Origin of the sequence: Syntrophomonas wolfei subsp. wolfei str. Goettingen G311, assembly GCF_000014725.1 — a bacterium.
Classification (GTDB): Bacteria; Bacillota; Syntrophomonadia; order Syntrophomonadales; family Syntrophomonadaceae; genus Syntrophomonas; species Syntrophomonas wolfei.
Genome location: NC_008346.1, coordinates 1,126,672 through 1,145,977, shown reverse-complemented (window position 1 = coordinate 1,145,977; position 19,306 = coordinate 1,126,672). Strand labels below are relative to the sequence as shown.

The 19,306-nt window shown below is 42.1% G+C and carries 15 protein-coding genes; 3 read left to right on the top strand and 12 right to left on the bottom strand.

The genetic code is table 11. The features are described 5' to 3' along the window. Positions 1-5 precede the first annotated feature (5 nt). The 3 genes from glnA to SWOL_RS05105 all read right to left on the bottom strand — a co-directional run bounded on the left by glnA (position 6) and on the right by SWOL_RS05105 (position 3,333). Positions 6-1,334: a type I glutamate--ammonia ligase gene (gene glnA / locus SWOL_RS05115; RefSeq protein WP_011640426.1), complete on the bottom strand. Its 1,329-nt coding sequence runs from the start codon at positions 1,332-1,334 to the stop codon at positions 6-8. 30 nt (positions 1,335-1,364) lie between these two features. Continuing rightward, complete coding sequence (locus SWOL_RS05110) at positions 1,365-1,850, bottom strand: DUF456 domain-containing protein (RefSeq protein WP_011640425.1); 486 nt, start codon at positions 1,848-1,850, stop codon at positions 1,365-1,367. A 244-nt stretch (positions 1,851-2,094) separates the two neighbouring features. Next, entirely contained in the window at positions 2,095-3,333 is a 1,239-nt protein-coding gene (locus SWOL_RS05105) for a methionine gamma-lyase family protein (protein ID WP_041427403.1), read from the bottom strand. Positions 3,334-3,519: 186 nt separating this feature from the next. Between SWOL_RS05105 and SWOL_RS05100 the strand changes: the two genes are divergently transcribed. After that, positions 3,520-3,972, top strand: a complete 453-nt coding sequence (locus SWOL_RS05100; protein ID WP_011640423.1) for a hypothetical protein — start codon at positions 3,520-3,522, stop codon at positions 3,970-3,972. A 145-nt stretch (positions 3,973-4,117) separates the two neighbouring features. Here SWOL_RS05100 and SWOL_RS05095 read toward each other — a convergent pair whose 3' ends face one another. Then, the gene (locus SWOL_RS05095; RefSeq protein ID WP_011640422.1) at positions 4,118-4,981 is read right to left on the bottom strand and encodes a DNRLRE domain-containing protein; all 864 of its coding nucleotides are present in this window, start codon (positions 4,979-4,981) and stop codon (positions 4,118-4,120) included. A gap of 460 nt (positions 4,982-5,441) precedes the next feature. Between SWOL_RS05095 and SWOL_RS05090 the strand changes: the two genes are divergently transcribed. Together SWOL_RS05090 and SWOL_RS05085 are read left to right on the top strand one after the other, a co-directional pair. Then, the gene (locus tag SWOL_RS05090; protein ID WP_041427402.1) at positions 5,442-5,738 is read left to right on the top strand and encodes a UPF0175 family protein; all 297 of its coding nucleotides are present in this window, start codon (positions 5,442-5,444) and stop codon (positions 5,736-5,738) included. A 3-nt stretch (positions 5,739-5,741) separates the two neighbouring features. After that, complete coding sequence (locus tag SWOL_RS05085) at positions 5,742-6,104, top strand: PIN domain-containing protein (protein ID WP_041427401.1); 363 nt, start codon at positions 5,742-5,744, stop codon at positions 6,102-6,104. A gap of 2 nt (positions 6,105-6,106) precedes the next feature. Here SWOL_RS05085 and SWOL_RS05080 read toward each other — a convergent pair whose 3' ends face one another. The 8 genes from SWOL_RS05080 to SWOL_RS13510 all read right to left on the bottom strand — a co-directional run bounded on the left by SWOL_RS05080 (position 6,107) and on the right by SWOL_RS13510 (position 19,275). Then, positions 6,107-8,404 carry a DEAD/DEAH box helicase gene (locus SWOL_RS05080; RefSeq protein ID WP_041427400.1) on the bottom strand — a complete coding sequence of 766 codons (2,298 nt, stop codon included), beginning with the start codon at positions 8,402-8,404 and terminating at the stop codon, positions 6,107-6,109. A gap of 39 nt (positions 8,405-8,443) precedes the next feature. Then, positions 8,444-8,812 (bottom strand): HIT family protein, encoded by a 369-nt coding sequence (locus SWOL_RS05075; RefSeq protein ID WP_011640419.1) that lies wholly within the window; start codon positions 8,810-8,812, stop codon positions 8,444-8,446. A gap of 83 nt (positions 8,813-8,895) precedes the next feature. Continuing rightward, entirely contained in the window at positions 8,896-10,935 is a 2,040-nt protein-coding gene (gene brxL, locus SWOL_RS05070) for a protease Lon-related BREX system protein BrxL (protein WP_011640418.1), read from the bottom strand. 13 nt (positions 10,936-10,948) lie between these two features. Further along, positions 10,949-13,189 carry a PglZ domain-containing protein gene (locus SWOL_RS05065; RefSeq protein ID WP_011640417.1) on the bottom strand — a complete coding sequence of 747 codons (2,241 nt, stop codon included), beginning with the start codon at positions 13,187-13,189 and terminating at the stop codon, positions 10,949-10,951. After that, the gene (locus tag SWOL_RS14260; RefSeq protein WP_155814135.1) at positions 13,189-14,412 is read right to left on the bottom strand and encodes a hypothetical protein; all 1,224 of its coding nucleotides are present in this window, start codon (positions 14,410-14,412) and stop codon (positions 13,189-13,191) included. The genes SWOL_RS05065 and SWOL_RS14260 overlap by 1 nt, the downstream gene beginning before the upstream one ends. A 1,238-nt stretch (positions 14,413-15,650) precedes the next feature. After that, positions 15,651-16,848 (bottom strand): IS3 family transposase gene (locus tag SWOL_RS13950; RefSeq protein WP_242649366.1). Its coding sequence is split into 2 segments (ribosomal slippage): positions 15,651-16,574 and positions 16,576-16,848, totalling 1,197 coding nucleotides; the frame shifts between segments, so codons are not numbered across the junction. A 51-nt stretch (positions 16,849-16,899) separates the two neighbouring features. Then, positions 16,900-17,829, bottom strand: coding sequence for an Eco57I restriction-modification methylase domain-containing protein (locus SWOL_RS05045; RefSeq protein ID WP_011640413.1), 930 nt, complete (start codon positions 17,827-17,829; stop codon positions 16,900-16,902). A 180-nt stretch (positions 17,830-18,009) separates the two neighbouring features. Then, on the bottom strand, positions 18,010-19,275 hold the full coding sequence (locus tag SWOL_RS13510; protein WP_011640412.1) for a restriction endonuclease: 1,266 nt from the start codon (positions 19,273-19,275) through the stop codon (positions 18,010-18,012). Positions 19,276-19,306 lie beyond the last annotated feature (31 nt).

Below are 19,306 nucleotides of genomic sequence, written 5' to 3'. Positions count from 1 at the left end.
TATCTTTAAAATTTCTCCAGGTATTCGGCCAGTTCCCAATCGTAAACCCGGGAGCTGTAGCTTTCCCACTCTTTCATCTTGGCGAGCACAAAACGAGAATAAATATGCGCTCCCAATGCCTCCTGGATTATCTCATCCCGGCGCAGCTCATCAATAGCCTCATAGAGATTCTCCGGCAGGGATTCTATTCCCTGTTGTTTCCTGGTAGCCAGATCCATTTCGTAAATGTTTTGCTCCACCGGCAACGGCGGTGCCAGTCGCTTGCGGATTCCATCCAAACCTGCTTTTAAGATTACCGCCAGGCCCAGATAAGGATTGCAACTGGGGTCAGGATTGCGTATTTCTATTCTGGTTCCAATACCCCGGCGTGCTGGTATCCTGATTAAAGGACTGCGATTGCGATGAGACCAGGCAATATATACGGGAGCCTCGTAGCCCGGCACCAATCGCTTGTAGGAATTGACGGTTGGATTAGTTATAGCGGCGATTGCCCGGGCATGCTTCATTACCCCACCGATGAAATAGCGACAGGTATCACTCAGACCATCGGCCGCGTCGGGATCAAAAAATACATTCTCCCCTCCCCGGAACAATGATACATGCAGGTGCATCCCTGAACCATTTATTCCGTATATCGGTTTGGGCATAAAAGTAGCATGAAGACCATGACGCTGGGCGACAATCCTGACTGCAATACGAAAGGTCACGATATTATCCGCCGTTCTCAAGGCGTCAGTATATTTAAAATCTATTTCATGTTGTCCAGGAGCTACCTCATGGTGCGAAGCCTCGATTTCAAAACCCAGGCTTTGCAATACCTCGACCATATCCCGGCGGGCTTCCTCGCCTTTATCAACGGGAGGGAGATCGAAATAACCAGCTTTATCATTGGTTTGCAGGCTGGGAATTCCATTTTCATCGAGGTGAAACATAAAAAACTCAGGTTCAGGCCCAACCTGCATATTAAATCCCATTTCTCCGGCTTCCTTAATAGCCCGGGATAGAGCAAAGCGAGGACATCCGATAAAAGGCTCTCCATTGGAATCAAAAATATCACAGATTATCCGGGCGGTTTTCGCTTTTGAGGTAGTACTGTTCCAGGGCAGAACCAAAAATGTCGATGGGTCGGGTTTAAGGTACATATCTGATTCTTCGATACGCACAAATCCTTCAATCGATGATCCGTCAAACATGAGTTCCCCATCCAAAGCCTTCTGCAGTTGATCCGCCGTTATCGAAATAGCCTTTAAAACGCCTAAGATATCGGTAAACTGCAAACGAATGAATTTGACATTATCCTCTTTAACTTTTTGAAAAATATAATTACTATCCAAAATTCAACCTCAACCTCCGCCTTATTAAAATCAAAATACCACAATAAGAAAGGATACAAACATTCCGATAGCCAGCACCAGCTTGAACACCATGCCGGAGAACAAGCCCACAACAGTACCCACACCGATTTTAACCGCTTTTTCTACATCCTGTATTTCGATGTATTCTCCTATCATTGCTCCCAGGAATGGCCCTAACAGAAGGCCCAGAGGGGGAAATAGAAATAAGCCGATGAAGGTACCCAACAGGGCTCCCCACATACCTTTCTTGCTGGACCCAAAATATTTAGCCCCCATAACCGTGGAAAGATAGTCCACGATTAGCGAAATAACGGTCAATGCCGCCAGTATACAAATGTATTTGGGGGTAATAATATGGAAGCCCTCATACCAGCCATAAGCGGCAATAGACACAAATATTAATGGTATGCCGGGCAATAGAGGTAGAATCGTTCCGCCAATTCCCAGCAAAAGCAGAATCATTACTATTATCAGGGCTATGATACTACCTTCCACTTCTAAAACGCCTCCTTCTCATATCCGATTAACAGCTTTCGCTATAAGTATAATACTCCCAATACCCCGCGGATACAAATTAGCTTATTGTTTTATCAAGCATTGATATACTGATCCTTCGCAAAAATTTATTAATATTCATTAGCTTGTATAAATATACCGGGTGTTGCATCCATGCTTCGCCAACGCTTGCTTTGTATATTTATGCAACCCTTATGCAACAAAAGTAGGTTTTGGAGTAGAATCAAGCATTTGCCAATAAAAACCTATCCAACAAACGCTGCAACAGAAAGCGGCAATGCTCATAGCTAAGTCCCCCCTGGAGGAATACGCAGTGGGGTGAGCGCAAAGGCGCATCACAGGAAAGTTCAATCGAAGAACCTTGCACAAAGGTACCGGCGGCCATGACAATCTTATCCCGGTAAGCTGGCAACTCGCCATACTCCAAAGTAACATCACTATCCACCGGGGAAGCGTTCTGTACCTCCTGGCAGAAGCGCAAAACCTCAGCTGCATCCCTCAGTTTAACCGCCTGTACAATATCAGAGCGCTTTTCGTTCCAGCGAGGAAAGACCTCATAACCATGTTCTTCAAAAACATAGGCTAGAAGAACCGCACCCTTTAAAGCCTGCAAAACCGTATGGGGAGCCAGGAATAAACCCTGATACATAATACGCTTGTCCAAAAGGCTGGCACCCAGTTCCTTGCCCAATCCAGGCGCAGTAAGATGAAAGGCTAGCTGTTCAATCAAATCCTGGTTACCGGCTATATATCCCCCGGAAGGTATAAGGCCGCCTCCCGGATTCTTTATCAATGACCCCGCTATAATATCTACTCCGTAGTGTCCGGGTTCTTGCACTGCGGTAAATTCACCGTAGCAATTATCCAGCATAACAATAGTGGCGGGATTTCTTGCTTTAACCAGTTTAGTAATAGCCGCAATAGTATCCAAATCCACCGGCGGCCGGGTTTTATAACCACGGGAACGCTGTATTAAAACCATCCTGCTAGTATCTTTTATGGCAGCAGCAATAGCTGTCAGGTCGGGTTTACCCCGTTCATCCAAATCAACTTCACTGTATTTTATCCCTTTATCTATCAAGGTGCCCGGAGATTTCTCTTCATGGCCGATAATCCGGCAGAGGGTGTCATAAGGGCTGCCAGTAAGGGATATTAGCTCATCGCCCGGTCTTAATAGAGCAAATAGGCAGGCGGATATGGCATGAGTCCCCGACACGACCTGGCTCCTTACCAGTGCGTCCTCAGTGCCAAAGATATCAGCAAATATATCTTCCAGAGCATCCCTACCACTATCTCCATAACCATAACCGGTAGAAGGATAAAAATAATACTCCCTGACCCGGTGTTTGTGAAAAGCTTCGATTACCCTGACCTGGTTGGTATAAGCTATTTCCTCCAGCTCGTTAAACAGCATTTGCAGGGAGTGTTCTGCCTCCTTTATTATTGATAAGGCTGTCACCATTTCACCACTTTCGCCAGTCTTTTACTATATCTATCTTATCTCTATAAATGATAACTTCATTCAGGATATGTCGCAAGATTTTGTTCTGTACTTCAATGGGTTTATATTTGAATTCGAATGATGGCAAATGGAATATTTTTCATTCTTTACGGATATAATATTGGAAAATACATAGGAGGTTGAATTATGGCTGTTTCTTTATCTGATTTTGAAAGTATGCCCGAAAAAGATAAGCAAAAGATTCTTCAGGAACTCAAAAATGAAATAGGAGTAAGCGGCATGGCGAAGGCATGGGAAATGTCCAGAACAAAAGTGTATAGTATGCTCCATGATTTTAATGTCCCGGTAGATTCTAAAAGAGGAAGGCAGCGCAAAGAAAAAACAGCCCCAGAAAAAGTATTAAACGAAACTGTTCAACCAATACGTTCGAGCAGTAGCAATATCACGCCAATAGAAGACGCAAACAGGTTTAAGTCTTCACTGGAGCTGGAGGAAGAAAAAGATGAAACCAAGTTTTCTTTCTATCTGGACACCCAGGGAAGCGGCCGATTCATTAATGAAACACTTCAACTATTGCTTGCATCTGAGAAGCTGTCTAACTCGGAACTTCATTTAAATATAAGCATTGAACAAATATAAGGGGCGCAAGCCCCTTATTCACTATATAGTCATTCCTGATTGGTTTCTGTAATTTAAATTTATCCAACTTAATGTAAACACACACCCCTATCGAAAAGTCCCACTATTTATTTTCACTGTATATTAAGATGATAATATGCCAATATTACCTTTCTTTGCTTCGGGGATGCACTAATAAACATTCCCCGCCCTTTCCCTTAATTAACACTCTGGCATATTCCGCAGCATCTTCAGAACTTAACACTATTCCTTCCCCTGGATAACCATTAGCCTTAATTGGCACCCACGAACCAGCATCGAAAAAGGTATCGTCCGGACAATCACTAAAACCAAGTTGCAGTTTGGCTTCAACACGCCAGGAGTCACTCAGGTTTTCGATCATAAATGTTGCCATCTTCCTTGGACCTAGCGGTATTGGGGCTGAATCGACCAGAGGGCATTGGCCAAACGGAACTCTCAGCTCTTCAGTTTGGTATATTTCAATTATTCCGTCCACAAATCTTATCTTCAATCGCGGCGATCTTTCGCATTCTTTGGAGTGGCTGCTCACAAACCCCAACACCGAGTTAATTTGTTCATTTCCTATCAGGATCAGTCCATGGTTTGGTATCGAGCCATCATACCACCCCTCGACCAGTTCCGAAATGCATATCTTTACAAAACCAGATCCTTTAGGATGGATAATCTCTATCCCATCCGGTTTCGGTTTATGGGGAGGTTGGTTATTCCATGTTACATTGCTTTGCTTCCATTTACATAGCAAGCGGTGCGCGTTAACGTGTATTGTGCTGGGTGTCTCATTTCTGTATAGAAACAAGATTAACTCAGCTTCTTCTATCTGGCTGGTAGGCGGAATTCGATCTATACCAAATTGCAGTAATGATCTGAAGCTGTCCCCCGGCTGCAAATATCTTCCGACATACAATGGTGTATCATTGGAATAATTTCTGTCTGCATCCCACTCGGAAATATACCCATCCTGTTTGGACCAAAAAGTTATATTAGCCATAAATAACACCTGCTCCCTTTCATTTCTTCATGTACTCTTTAAAGCAGCAGCTGGGAAACACAGCGAATTAGAGCCGCCCACGCGAAGTATTAGAGCCATTCGCGCGCAGCTTCCCTATCATCATATTCTAGTTTCCTTTATTTTGTTATTCTGGGTTTTGTAATCATTTCGTATATTTTTTTGCTATAAAGAAATATAGATATTGTAGTCCAACCTAAAAGGGGGCAGTTGAAAGAGTCAGGGGATAATAAAAAACAGCTCTGACCCCGGTTATTACGGCATTACAGGGTGCATAAATACTGCGTTTATGCTATAATAATACCTATAACAGGCAAGATAATTGGGCTTCGAAATCTGAGCAACTTAACGATAAAATCCTCAATGCAGGAACAACAGATTGCTTAAACTTTAATGCCACGGTAAGAACAAAAAATAGGTCTCATTGAAAGGAGGCAGTTCTATGGCTTTAAAAGATTCCAATGTTATGGTGCGTATTCCGGAGGAATTGCTACCGCTACTTAATGACCTGGTTCATGGTAAGTCAGTGGATGAAAATGTACGAATCTCGTTAGCTATAAGTTTTTTTGTCGGTAAGACCATTTCATTGGCCAAAGCCAGTGAAATAGCCGGCTTATCTCTAAATGATTTTATTTATATACTTAACACCAGAAATATTCCCTGGAGTGAATATACTGAGAGCGATTTCCTCCAAGATAGTGTTGCAATTCGGGAGTTAGTGAGAGAATCGGGAGATTAAAGGATGGCTAAAATAATATGCAATTCAAGCCCGATTATTGGGTTATCAATAATCGGTAAACTTAATTTGTTATGGGAAATCTTCGATGAAGTATATATTCCAGAAGCAGTTTATCAAGAAGTTGTGTTGGGTAATAGAACCCCCTCCGGAGTCAAAATAAGGAGTTTGGAACCCTGTTCTGCGAAGCAGTTTATAACCTTTGTGCTTTATTATTCTCGCTCGTCTCCCTTATCCTCCGTAATCGCTAACCTCCCATGGACTTTCGGCGCTTGTGGGGCTTACCTTAGTGCAATAGATATTGTATTCATACTACAATATTTTCAACTATTGTCCATGATTTCCTCCTGTTCAGGAGAAACAAGCTAATTTTAAGATTTACAACGATAACTGTTGAGTCTCGTCTCATAATACCTATCAATCTGCCGCTCACATATATCCAGTAATTCCTCCCTATCTTCGGCCGTAAGCCGTTTCCAGAGTGAGGACACGAAGGCTACCTGGCTCAGGTCTTTGCGGTGTTCCAAAAAAAATTTGCGCTCAAATTTTTCAAAGGGCATGGTCAGCATCAGCCGGGCTATCTCAAAATCGCTCATTTCTTTGACTCGGTTAATGCTTGCATTGGATATCTCTACCTGCAGGCCGGCATCTGCCCGCTGTTCGTAGAAAGCACGGAAGAAGCTTACCAGCGCGGCCAGGTCCACCTGCCCTTTTTCATTAACCAGGATTAACATGCCTTTGAGCATTACGGGCTTGTGGGAAGTGGTCATGTGCCCAGCTTTAACATATTTGAAAAAGTCCTGCCTAATCTCCTCGGGCTTGCGGGCCGGTATATCCAGTTGCTGCCTTATATCCTCCAGGCGCTCACGATGAAAGTAACGGTGGGTAACTCTTCCCATGGGCAATTCAAAATCAGGGCCGGGAGTAATCTTGCCTTCGTCAACCCAGCGGCGGGCAGTGGCATCGTCAACATATAGCTCCAGAGCCAGTTCATGCAGGGACATCATATCTTTGATTTCTTCCTGCCAGTCGAAGAGATCAACCAGTTCATAATCCTTGATAAATATATTATGGGGCAAAAGCGTTTCAATCTTTTCACCCAGCCGTAAGCGGCGATTTTCTTCCTCCATTTCCTCTTGCGGAGCCAGTGCCAGAGTACCTGGTCGGTATTCCCGCAAGCGTAAGAGGCGATGGAGGTTTACCGCATGATTATGCCGGGCGGTATTGTCAATGAAATCAAATACCAGCAAAGCTTCCTTGCCCGGTGCTTTTCGGGTTCCCCGTCCCAATTGCTGAAGGTAAATAACCCGGGAGAGTGTGGGCCGTGCCATGAACAGCACTGCCGTTTCCGGGCTGTCCCAGCCTTCATTAAGGATATCGCAGGCGCATAAAACCTTTACCTTATCCTGATGGTAATTTTCTAAAACCGCTTCCCGGTCTCTCTTTTTCATTCGCCCTTCCACTACCTCGGCCTTAACTCCACTATCCCGAAAGAGCTCAGCAACTTCCATAGCATGCTGTATGCTGGCACAGAAGACCACAGCCTTTTCTCCGGGCACATGGGACAGATAGGTTTCCACAATTAAGCGGTTGCGTTCAGGCACATGCACACAGCTATCCAGGTCCCGATAATTATAGCGAATTCCGTTAATCCTAACCTGACTGAAATCTATATTGGTTTTCACCCGCACACAACGAATCGGTACCAGTTCCCCGATTTCCACCGCCGTTTTTAAATCCAGACGATGGGCTTCATTCTGAAATATCTCCATAATGGATTCCTGGTCATGTCGCTCCGGGGTTGCAGTCAAACCCAAGAGGAAACGGGGTTTAAAATAGGATAGTACTTTGCGATAGGTAGTGGCTGCAGCATGATGGGCCTCATCTATGATTATGTAGCCAAAATGGTCGGGAGCAAACTGAGTCAAGCGATTATGCAAGCCCTGTATACTGGCTATCATTACATCGGCATCCAGGGGGCCGGCATAATTATCGATAATCTTCACCTGGGCCCGGGGCCACAATTCCTTAAAGCGATTAGCTGCCTGCTGTAATAGTTCCAGGGTATGGGCCACAAACAAGGTGCATAGTCCCATATTGCAGGCATCAAGGACGGCAGTGGTGGTCTTGCCCGTACCCTGTGCGTCGGCAATAAGAGCCATACTGTGGTACTCACCCCGCAATTCCTGCAAACGCTCCAGTGTTTCCTCTTGGTGAGGCCGTAATTCCAGTACTTTCCCGCGCTGGCGGGGCAAATAATCATCATAAATGCGAAAATGCGGGCTCTGCCCCATAAACTGCAGCAACTCCGACTTTACCTTATCTCGCTCATTAACCAGTTGGCGATATGTCCATACATATACCCTCCAGCCCAGGTAAGTAAGGCTGTTGCGCTTGAGCAGGTCGTCTAAATATTTATCTTCTGACACCAGAGCCGGGTTATGCCATTGTTCGCCATCTATCTCAATGGCGAAGGCATCCAGGTCAGTTTTCAGAGCATAATCTATGTAGCAATTATCCCCATAGATATTCTGGCAGGGATATTCGTTGATCAGGTATTGTATCTTTTCCAGGCCAAAAGTCTCCTGAAACAGTTCTACAAACAAATCTTCAGCAAAACTGGCCGTATCTACCGCCTGGTAGTGATTCAGATAGTTGCCCGGTGTCATAAGCTCTCCCCCTGAGACTGCCACCCATCTCCAAGACCTCTAATACATCCGTTTATCCGGTATTACTCCCCGTACCCCACCCCGGGGATTATCAATATCCCCCTGGTAGCGCGGTATCAGGTGAATATGCAGGTGCATTATCGTTTGTCCCGCCGCGTCACCGCAGTTTACCCCGATGTTGTAACCATCCGGTCGGTATTCCTTATCCAGAAGCTTTTTAGCTTCTTCCAATAATTGATTAAGCGCCAGTCGCTCCTTCGGGGTGCTATCAAAATAACATTGCACATGCCGCCTGGCGATAATCAGCAGATGCCCCGGCGATACTGGGTATTTATCATAACGAGCCCAGGCCAATTCATTTTGCAATAAAGCTTCTTCCTCATGGCAAAAAATACATTTCTGCTCCATCATTTACTCCCTGCTCTTATCTGTCTAAATACCATTCTCTTTCGCTATGCTATAGCAATGCTATACTTCAATAGATATGCCTGCTATTCCACGGCTTTTTGCAACAACATCTGGCTATTCCCGTAAAAAGGTACATCAGCTTTTTCGAAAACACTGGCTGGTAATGTGGTTAATTCATTTATATTGCCAATTGGCACCAAAACCGTTTTGGCTCCATTGTCTGACAGGAGGGTAACCTTGTCGGCAAAATGTAGGGATTGCTCAATAGCACCTCCAATAGAGAGGTTACCCAGGACTGCTAATCCAGCTTTCAAGTTTTTATTATAAATAGAGGAAATAATGGCTACATATACCGCCGAGCCAATCCCCTCGCTGATATAGGCACCTAACAGGTTACTTATCTGGATATTTAAATCATAGCCTTTCAAGGAGCGCTGCTCAGTAAGAATATTCTTTTCGTTAGCGCGCAAGTAATTGTAGGTGTTCTTAATGTTTTCCTTAACCTGGTTATTGTTGGTTCCGGTAATATTTAGCTTGCCACTGCCTTTCACAGCCACCACTTCAATTTTAACCAGTGCGTTGGTATTCCCGTCACTGGTAGCAGTGTAGCAAACTCCCGGGGGCAAGGGATTTCTTTCAATTAGGTCGCTCCCCCGTTCCTCAGGCAAAGTGACGAAGAACTCTTCCTGAGTTTCCTTATCTATGTATGAAAAATTGGTATCCCAGAATTCCATGCCACCGATGCGTTTCAACTGTTCCTTAACCCGTCTTCTCATTTCCAGGGCTACCACTAGATATTCCCGGATATCCTCTTTAGTAAAATTGCCGTCAGGATGTAATAGTTTAATAAAACCGGAAATGGTTTTACGAACTGACTTGGAATCTCTCTGTTTTAAGTGATGTCCCAGGGAAAAATACTTATCTATTACTTCATAATAGGTAGTTTTACGCTGAGCTTTGAGAATCTCGGAAAAGAAATCGGTACTGAAACCGTAGTGGCGGGTAAAATTATCCGGGCTGAATTTGCTTATTTCCCAACCGGGCAGGTACAGATTAATCCTGTCCAAAAACGCAGTATCGTGATTAACCTCATCCGATAACGGGCTAAACAAATGGGAAGTTTGCAAAACGGTTTCAACCGGCTGATTGATATTGCCATTATAAATAACCGAGGCATGGCCAGCAATTTCACCGGTCTTACCGCCGCGGGAAAATGAGCCCGATTCCATATAATCTTTCATCAAGGGAACGGCATCTCTATCTTTAAATAATTTGTCGGTGCTTTCGTCAAAACAGATAGCATCCCACTCCCCTACTGAGCCAACTCGTCCGGTAGTGTTGTTAACAAAGAGCTGGGCTACTGTCCCCTGGCCACCGGAAATCAGCAGAGCATAAGGAGTTATCTCTTTATAGATATAGGATTTACCGGAAGAACGGGGTCCCAATTCCACCATATTAAAGTTGGCTTCCACCAGTGGTATCAATCTCATCAGCAAAAGGCTCTGCTTCCTGTCATCCAGGCCTTCACTGCCCGGTTCATAGCCCGCACTTCTTAAAAGCAGGGTCATCCATTCATCTTTGCTAAACTCTTTTCTTTTGGCGGCCAGCTTACCGGCATCATAGCTAGATAATTGGATAGGGTTAATATCTTTTACCACAAAAGGATAAACGCTTGAGCCAATGCTTATCATGGGGTCATATTCCATGTCGATAATGGCCCAAATGCCACCTAATAACATTTTTTCATGTTTCTTAACCAGCTCATCAGATATATTAGCCCTTTTTATATTGCTGTTACTGATATTGGCCCAGTAGCGATCGCGCTGCGGGTCAAGATCAACCGATACTTTATCAATAATTTTATAGCGTCCTTTTTCCCTCAGCTTGGATTGAATTAAACTGCTTTCTTCAGGGATTACATAATGGTCGCGCAGAATACTTTTAACATTCTCCATGCCCACATTTATTTTTTGCTCATCTTCCGTACTGCAGGTATTGGCCAGCAAATATTCCAGTACGAAAGTAGGCACATTGGCACCGCCCTTTATTAAAGGAGCCAAATCTTTTCTTACTACATATCCCCGAAAATGTTCTAAAGCCTTTTTGTCCAAATTATCTATCATAAAATCCTCCCAATTATAGCAACCCGCCCAGATCCCGAATATTGGCTTTTTTTACGCTTACAATATCTAATTGCTCCTGGCTTTCAGCATCCAGTAAAACTGCTTTTAAGGTCTGCCGGTCGTCAAAAGTAAACTCTATCGTTTCAGTTTTGCCGGGCTCCATATTAATTAGATTACTACTGCCACAATTTATATTATCATCATAGAGCAGTATCTTTACCTTGCGTTTAAAGGCAAACAAATCCGTAGCGCCGGCATCAGCCTGCAGCTTAACAACGAATATTTCACCGGCTACCTCCGCTAACTCGGTTTTATTGCTTATGGCAACTCCTAAACTGGAAGTGGCAAAGCCATCTTTACGGAAAACAAAGCGGGGTAAGATGATTTCCTGGGGAGTAAATCCACCATGGGCAAAGCCATAGGCCCCTTTGGATTTGAATGGCCGGTGACTTTTCGCCGCACATAGATATTTGTATTCGCCATAAGGTTTCTCGAAAACAAGCCAGTCGGGATTATCGGGTTTATCCTGGGTGCGAATAAACCGTTCATGGACTTCTTTATCTTTACCGGCATCAGGGGCTATTTTATCAGCTTCATCCAATAAGCCGGTCAAAACAAATCCGTGATCAGTTACCAAGTGAACCTCTTTATAACCCATATTCAGGAGTTGGGCAATTTTATCTTGCAGTACCTGTTCAAATTCGGTAAAAAGTTTAAGAGCACCCTGCTGCAATGTCTCCCCGGCATAATCAATATCTTTGTAGTTAAGTACCAGATAATTAGCTTTTTCACCATAGCTAACTGCTTCCAGGTTCATATAAGTAATAGCTTTACCACTGATTTCGCCAAGCTTTTTTTCCCGGTCTTTATGCGAGGCCAGCACTTCATTATTACCCACATATAACGCACTCATATTATGTTCAGTTTCCGATGGTAGTCCGGCTAACATAATCTGTTTGTCTACCTTGAACTTATTTGCCAAAGTAGTTGCTACATAATCGGCAATTTCATAGCGGATACCATCACCTACAATAACGGCTGTTCCAGCTTTAGCATTCTTAAATAAATCAGGTAAATAACCCTGCTGGTCTGACTTATATTGCTGGGCATATTCAAACCACTTCTGCAGCAATTCATAATTCAGGCTCTCATAGTATTCCTGCAGCGGGCGAATAATGCTTTTGTCTGATAAAAAGGCGGTATAAAGATTGCGGATAGCCCGATCCACCTGGGCAAAATGGCTGGTATAAAAATCTACTACCTGTTCAAAACTGGAGCAGGCAGTCAAGGGCTGGTTATCAAATTCCATCAGGATGATAAAATCCTGCCACCAGCCAGGGACAAAACGCTTTACTCTGGTGTTTTTAGCCCGGGCTTTTATCGCATCCAGCTTCCCGGATACATACTCTTTATCTCTTAAATGTCCGGTAAGCTGCTGCAGGGCTTTTTGATCCAACGCAGAAAAACAATGGTCGGGATGAGCTGCCCAGGGGTCAACCGAACTATCCAGATTGTAATTAGCAACGTAATTCATTAAAGAGGGACTGTAGGTTTCGCTATCAGCCCAGCGATGGTAGATTGATAAGAGGTCAGTCTTAATATCGTTATAGGCCAGGCCATCCAGCAGTTTACGGGCTACTTCTTCAGCTAATGTTTTAGTAGGCTTGGTCATATAAGGCTGATTTAATAATTGAAATACTTTGGTTTCAAACATGCGGCGGATGTCCTGCTCCAGATCGGCAATATAAGCTTCGGGATCATCCATGAAAGGTATCAACTCATCCTCCAGGTCAATCAAATCCTCCAGGTTTTGCAGAATCTTCTTCCACCAGGCCAGGTCTTTTTCTGCTCCTATTTTACCTGCGGTTAAAAGAGTGGCGTCATCCAGCTGCACCTGCAGCCCGGTATGGGAAAAAAGTTTCTTTCTAAGCCACTTCGCCGGCTCGCTAAAATCCAGACAGCCGTGGGTAAAACAGTAGTCCAGCAAAAAGCTGAGCTTATCCTGTTCCCGGCTGACATAGAATACTACCTTATCTGATTTATGCCGGGTTTCAGCTTCATAACGCAATAACAGTTCTTCCTTGACTGTTTGCCATGGCTCGGTTAAATTGCTATCAGTCCTGAGCAGGGTGTATCCCTGGAACTCCAGTAATGGCAATAAAAAGCCATACTGAGACCTGGGGTCTAATATTACTACCCGCCCCCGTTTTTTTATAAGATTTTCAATATCTTCTAAAAACCATTGATTAGTCATTACCAATCCGCCTTTAAGTATTTGTCCAATTGCCCGGCAGTCAGCACTTCACTGCGCAGTAAGCCTTTCTTTTGCAGGGGAGCAATATTTTTACCCACTCCACCATCCAACTGGGGATCGTATCCTTCAGCAATTAGCTCATCTATCTTGCTGGTAAACTCGGCGATTTCCTGCAATTGCAACCGGATTTTCTCTTTTTCATTTTGGGCCTGGGCAGTCTTGCTATCAGCCAATTGAATCTGGCGAAACTCCAGGCTTTCCACCCGTTTACCGAGGTAGCGGGTTTTTAGTTTAAACAGGCTGTCCCGGTTCCATTTATAGATGATGATATAGGCTTCAAAACCCTGCTGGGGACCGCTGCTAAGGTGCCAGATAAAGGGGGTTTTAGGTAAGTATCTAAAAAGGTTAAGTAGATCACTCAAGTTCATAAAAAAATAATCCTCAAGATACTCATTGATGGGACGGCCTAAAAGTTCATCCAACTGGCTAAACTGCGCTGAAGTAAAGCCATGGTTTAAATAATAATGCTCCAAACGATCCAACAGACCAGATTCACCAGGCAGGCCTGCCAGGGGAATAATGCCGTCTTCATCTTCCATGAGAACGGTACGACAGGTATCCGCCAGAAATCCCAAAGCTATTTCTGCAGCTCTACCCGAGGGTAATACCAGACTTTCCTGGAACCAGTACCATACATTAATGGGGTTTAACTGATGGCGGATACAAAACTCATCCAGATCGTTGTTGCTTTGATAAAGGGTTGCAAACTCATCCTTCACGCTATGTATCTTTTCCTCATCAAAGGTGGTAATGGATAGCTTTTGGATAAACTCCCGTACAGTTTCGCTTTCAATAGTAGTTGATGCTAAATATGCATCTCTGGCCTCTGCTATTACTGGTAATTCACCCACCGGTTTGCCCATTTGGGTTTCTACCTGCCGGCGGTCTTCGGGGCTAAGATCATAAACATCGAAAACAATCTGGTTAATAATGGCTTCATTGATTAGTACCAATGTTAATTGTGCATTTTCGTAGTTTAAATAAGACAACAACCTGTCCCGCAAGGCTGTTTCGGAACAGGCAGTAAGGGCTGTTTTATCAAAATTGGTTTCAATAATACGATAAGAGCATAGGTGTTTTTTGATTTCAATGTTTTTGGTTGCAAATATAGAAATACATTCTTCCTGCTCTTTTAAAGGAATAACCACTGGAATCCTTTGCATATCACCAACCTGCGTATTAACAGTAGGATTCAAACAGTTTATTATATATCGAGATAGTGGTGAATTTAAAAACGCAATGAGATAATGCAGGTTTTTGTATTCCTTTTTTAGGAAGACACACGAACCTCCCGTATCAAAAATGCAATTGCTGGGTAAATATCTGTATGAAGCTCCTTTCGAACCACTTGCCGAATATGTTATCCCTTCTTGAAAATAATAACTACTATTTCGAAGAACAGCACCCGCATCAATCAAATCCTGGCCATTATTCTTCCAATCTAACAAAACCCACATATTCCCATACCATTTATTAAAAGGTCCACCCTTTGAATAATAAACCCACCTATGTTTATCAACTTCAAAATTAATTGAAATAGTACTCTTATTTACTTCCCACCAAAATCTTAAAAATCTATGATTGTTTGTTGTTGCAGCACCTTGAACAGGATTAAATAATTCACTGATTGTCTTCTCTTTAAATTGTTCCCTAAACCCATCAGAAATCCAATAAATAAAAGGCAAGCCTTCAATAAGTTTAAATTTGGATTGTTCCAACTTAAATAGATGTTTATTATTCAGTCCATTATTAAAGTCATTTATAGCTTCTAACAGAAAATCTTTTTTTCTTGATTGATTAAACGTATTTGAGTATTTATCAAGTGATACAAAAATGGATTCGAAAACATTATGTTTTTTCGATTCTAATATATAGAAGGCTGGGTCTACCCATATGTCTTGAGGAAACAGTCCACCCATTCCAAATTCGACCAAAACATTTATATGTAGCTTATCGATTATTAATCGGCGAACATCTTCGAAAGATTTGATATACATAAAAGTCAACGGGTGGATTAGTGCCAGTTTACCTTCTTCATTAATTAATTCGTAACACCTCATAATAAGATGGACCCCATTGTCAAGACACAAATATTTTAAATTTAAGCAATGGAGCCTCCTCTCGTTTTAATCATATTTAGTAGAAATTGTTCTTTGATAATCCTAATAAGATTCTTTTAATAGGGGGACTATATCCTTCTTTAATGCCATCGCAATCTGTTTTTGGTGAACCCCGGAGGTAGCCTTGCGGTTAGCACCTGACCAGCGGGACTTTACAGACAGGGTTCCCGCTTGTGGTATCCTGGTTAAAGCGACGGGTGTTCCGCATGTGGATCTGTTTTCGGAGCCACCCCGTCGGTGCATTTATTGACCACAAGGGGGATGGCTGTCAAGTCCCGCGTTCATGAGAATGCGAAACAATTGGATTCCGGTAGGGCCAATACCTCTGTGATATCGTTTACTGAATCTATAGTCATAACCTCCTTACTTTCGAAATACACCTGTGCGGGTGTCTGGTATTTCAGTGATTGATGGGGGCGCCCATAGTTGTATGTCTGAAACCAGTTGTTTACCCCATGTCTAACTTCCCGGGGTGTTTCATAGTTTTTTAGGAAGATGTCTTCCCACTTGAGGGAACGCCATACCCGTTCGATAAAGATGTTATCCAGGGCACGGCACTTGCCGTCCATGCTAATCTTTGCCCCTGCATTTTGAAGCAGTTCAATGTATGGGATACTGGTAAACTGGCTGCCCTGATCGCTATTCATAATCTCGGGTTGAGCTTGAGCCAAGGCTTTGTTAACAGCCCTGAGAACAAAAGATATTTCCAGGCTCTGATCCAGCTCCCAGCTTAATATATACCGAGAGTACCAATCAATTATGGCGACTAGGTACATCCAACCATATTTCATGCGGATATAGGTTATATCTAAACTCCATACCTGGTTGGGATGGGTAATTTTAACCCCTCTTAACAGATAAGGGTAAATCCGGTGTTGTAGGTCTCTTTTACTTAGATTAGGGCCGGGGCAAATTCCCTGGATGCCCATCTCTCGCATATGTCGTTGAACAGCTTTGCGGTTAATAATAACCCCCTTTTTATTGAGTACGGCTTGGATTCGCCGGGATCCGTAATACGGATACTTGGTATATATTTCATCAATAAGATGTTTGATGCTGATTTCTTCCGGTGACGGAGGAACCGGCTTGTAGTAGAGACTGGTTCTATTTAGGCTTAGGAGTTCGGCCTGGGTCTTGATAGGAAGTTCTGGGTTATCCCAATCTACCAACGCATTACGTTCACTTCTCGTCAACGCGGAGGCCAGATTTTTTTTTAAGCCACGTATTCTGCGTGGTAAGCCGACCGACTTCGGCATAGAGCTCATCAATTTTGGATTCATAGGTCTTTTTCAGAGCTTGTACACCCTTGCGGTCATCAGTAAAGAGACTGGGCAAGTTTTGTATGGCCTCGTTCTTCCAACGGGTTAATTGGGTGGGATGTATCCCATGTTCAGATGCTAATTGGGTAACGCTTTTTTCTTCTTTGAATATTTCCAGAACAATCTGGGCTTTGAATTCATCAGTATATTTTTTTCTCATAATTTTTATTGCTTAACTCCTCATACTTTTGTGTCTAGTTTCCTGGGTCCATTATATAATAAATGCTGCATAAAGATTTGAGTGAAATTTATACGGCTTCTTATAGTTGGAATTTATAAACTTTTTCAATTCGGGGCCAAAATCGTTGCTATCGGTATAAGGAGGATTGGCTACCGCTACATCGTATTTCTGGGTCAGTAATTCTAAAAATCTTATGGCATCACCGGTTTTGCTGTTTAAAAAATTAATACCGTGCTTTGCGGTATTATGAGCTACTGCATTTTGCAAACCGGTAAAGAAGTTTTCCCGGAACTGTTCATAATTAGCCAGCGTTTGTTCTTTAAACAAGCGGCCTTCATCCCACTGCTGAACCAGTTCCTGCATACGCAGGCTGAATTTCTCTTCCAATCGTATTAAAGAACCAAATTTATAAGCCTGCTGCAGCTCATCCCACATTTCTGTAACAATGTTCTCCAATTCGAGACTGAGTTTTTCCCCATTTTCAAAGAGATGCTTTACCTCGGGATAATCGAGTAAAAAGAAATCTGAGCTGACAATATTGAAATGTTCAATTTTAACCGAGCGATTCTGACGTTTAACTTTTATGTGCAACCCTAATTGAGCCAGTTGTACAGCTCGGTCATCTATATCGATCCCATGCAGGTTGTGCCGAATAATTAGTTCTGGTATTTCGTCGTCATCATAGTCAGCGCCATAGTTATTAATCTGGTCAATGTAAAGGTCATATAGTAAATCAAAAGCATAGAGCAAAAAATTGCCCGAGCCGCAAGCGGGGTCTATGTTCTTACCGTCTTTGATACAATGCAAATAAGCGATTCTTGCTTTATTGCCGGTTGGCAAATGGGCTGAAACCACTTGATATAAAGACTTCCTGCGGTCAAGGACTGACAGCGGAAGCCGCTTCTTTCGTTTGTAGATTGTGTTTTGCAAAACAGTCTGCCTTGTCGCTACCTCCATCATTACAGTCTTTGCACCCCCTATCGATCCGGATCCGAGGAATAATTAAAAGGTATAGGCAAAATTAAAAAGTTATAAGGACTATTGATAACAATTCTTATTCCAAAGTTGTTTCCTTGACTTTTTCCATGAACTACTTCTTTGTACTTTGGAATCCAAGATATCTTACAAACTATTATATTTTCACTCATTTAAGGAAATCAAAAACTTAATTTTCTCTTTTTGCTTTTCGAAATCTAAATTTGATGACCAGTAAGCTACGATATCGTTAATGTATAAAAAACTATTAATTGAATATGTTAACCCTGAATAAATTGGGTCTTTATCATTAATAATTATACTTTCTGGAAGGAACAACTTTAGTTTATTTTTACTCATTACAGATTCAATTTGTTCATTTACAAGTTTGTAATTCTTATTAGCAACATCAATTAATAATTGTTTCCGCTTTACAATAATTTCATTTTCTTCATAAGCTGCGTTTTTGATGAAATTATAGTAGCTAATGTATTTATCATATAACCATTTACTGCTATATTCATCATTGATATAAACTAACATATTTAACATATTTGTTTTATGAATCAGTAAACCTCTTTCTAAAATAAAGCTCCTGTACTCTTCCTTGCTCTCTAAAGCGGCGGTATAGGTATAATGTTCAGGATAAAAATAGAAATAATGGCCTACCAAATTATAAGTAAAATTCTGTTTATTAAATTCCATTATTTTATGAATCATTTCATAGGCGTCATCTATTTGTCCTAATAACATTAATAGAGTCCCTTTTATACGCGAAAACAGGCCTTTTATAACTATACCTTTCTTCCCTTTAACCCCAAATCTTTTAATAATCTCTTCACATAAGAGTATGCACTCTTCAATTAATCCAGAGTACATAATTTTCATGTTTTTACTTTCTATATAATTATAAATAAAATTAAATAAATCCAGATAAGCATCTAGGCTTCTTTTATTCGTATCAACTATTTGTTTATAATATATGTATTTATTCAGTTCAAACCCTTCTGCTTTCGTAAAGTGGGTTTTAGCTGTAATACTATTTTTTGTTATAAAAGTATTGCTAAAATACTCATTTATTAGGTTGTTTAGTATATTTCCATCTATAAGTTCAATATTTTTACCGTCAGCAAACTCAACGGCTTGTTGAGTGAAAAACGAATTAGTAATTATAATACCTTTATTTGCATTATTGCTTAACACAACTCCATATAAATCACGAACTGCTGGTTCTCCAATATTACCTTCCCAGCGCTTGCATTGTATTAAATACTTGCCTTTATATAATGGCTCTTTCGAATATGCAATTAAATCTACTCCACTATCTCCTGATAGTGGAGTTTCTTCTACAACGAATCCAATTTTCCGTAATAATTCTGCTATAAAACCTTCAAATTCATATCCGTCCATATTTTCAATATCAACTAACATATCAAATGCCTCCAGTTTATTATCCTAAAAT

Bases quoted from the DNA above. Each gene is read 5' to 3' on its own strand.
- SWOL_RS05105 (WP_041427403.1), bottom strand. From the start codon at position 3,333: ATGGTGACAGCCTTATCAATAATAAAGGAGGCAGAACACTCCCTGCAA.
- SWOL_RS05100 (WP_011640423.1), top strand. From the start codon at position 3,520: ATGGCTGTTTCTTTATCTGATTTTGAAAGTATGCCCGAAAAAGATAAG.
- SWOL_RS05095 (WP_011640422.1), bottom strand. From the start codon at position 4,981: ATGGCTAATATAACTTTTTGGTCCAAACAGGATGGGTATATTTCCGAG.
- SWOL_RS05090 (WP_041427402.1), top strand. From the start codon at position 5,442: ATGGCTTTAAAAGATTCCAATGTTATGGTGCGTATTCCGGAGGAATTG.
- SWOL_RS05085 (WP_041427401.1), top strand. From the start codon at position 5,742: ATGGCTAAAATAATATGCAATTCAAGCCCGATTATTGGGTTATCAATA.
- SWOL_RS05080 (WP_041427400.1), bottom strand. From the start codon at position 8,404: ATGACACCGGGCAACTATCTGAATCACTACCAGGCGGTAGATACGGCC.
- SWOL_RS05075 (WP_011640419.1), bottom strand. From the start codon at position 8,812: ATGGAGCAGAAATGTATTTTTTGCCATGAGGAAGAAGCTTTATTGCAA.
- brxL (WP_011640418.1), bottom strand. From the start codon at position 10,935: ATGATAGATAATTTGGACAAAAAGGCTTTAGAACATTTTCGGGGATAT.
- SWOL_RS05065 (WP_011640417.1), bottom strand. From the start codon at position 13,189: ATGACTAATCAATGGTTTTTAGAAGATATTGAAAATCTTATAAAAAAA.
- SWOL_RS14260 (WP_155814135.1), bottom strand. From the start codon at position 14,412: ATGCAAAGGATTCCAGTGGTTATTCCTTTAAAAGAGCAGGAAGAATGT.
- SWOL_RS05045 (WP_011640413.1), bottom strand. From the start codon at position 17,829: ATGATGGAGGTAGCGACAAGGCAGACTGTTTTGCAAAACACAATCTAC.
- SWOL_RS13510 (WP_011640412.1), bottom strand. From the start codon at position 19,275: ATGTTAGTTGATATTGAAAATATGGACGGATATGAATTTGAAGGTTTT.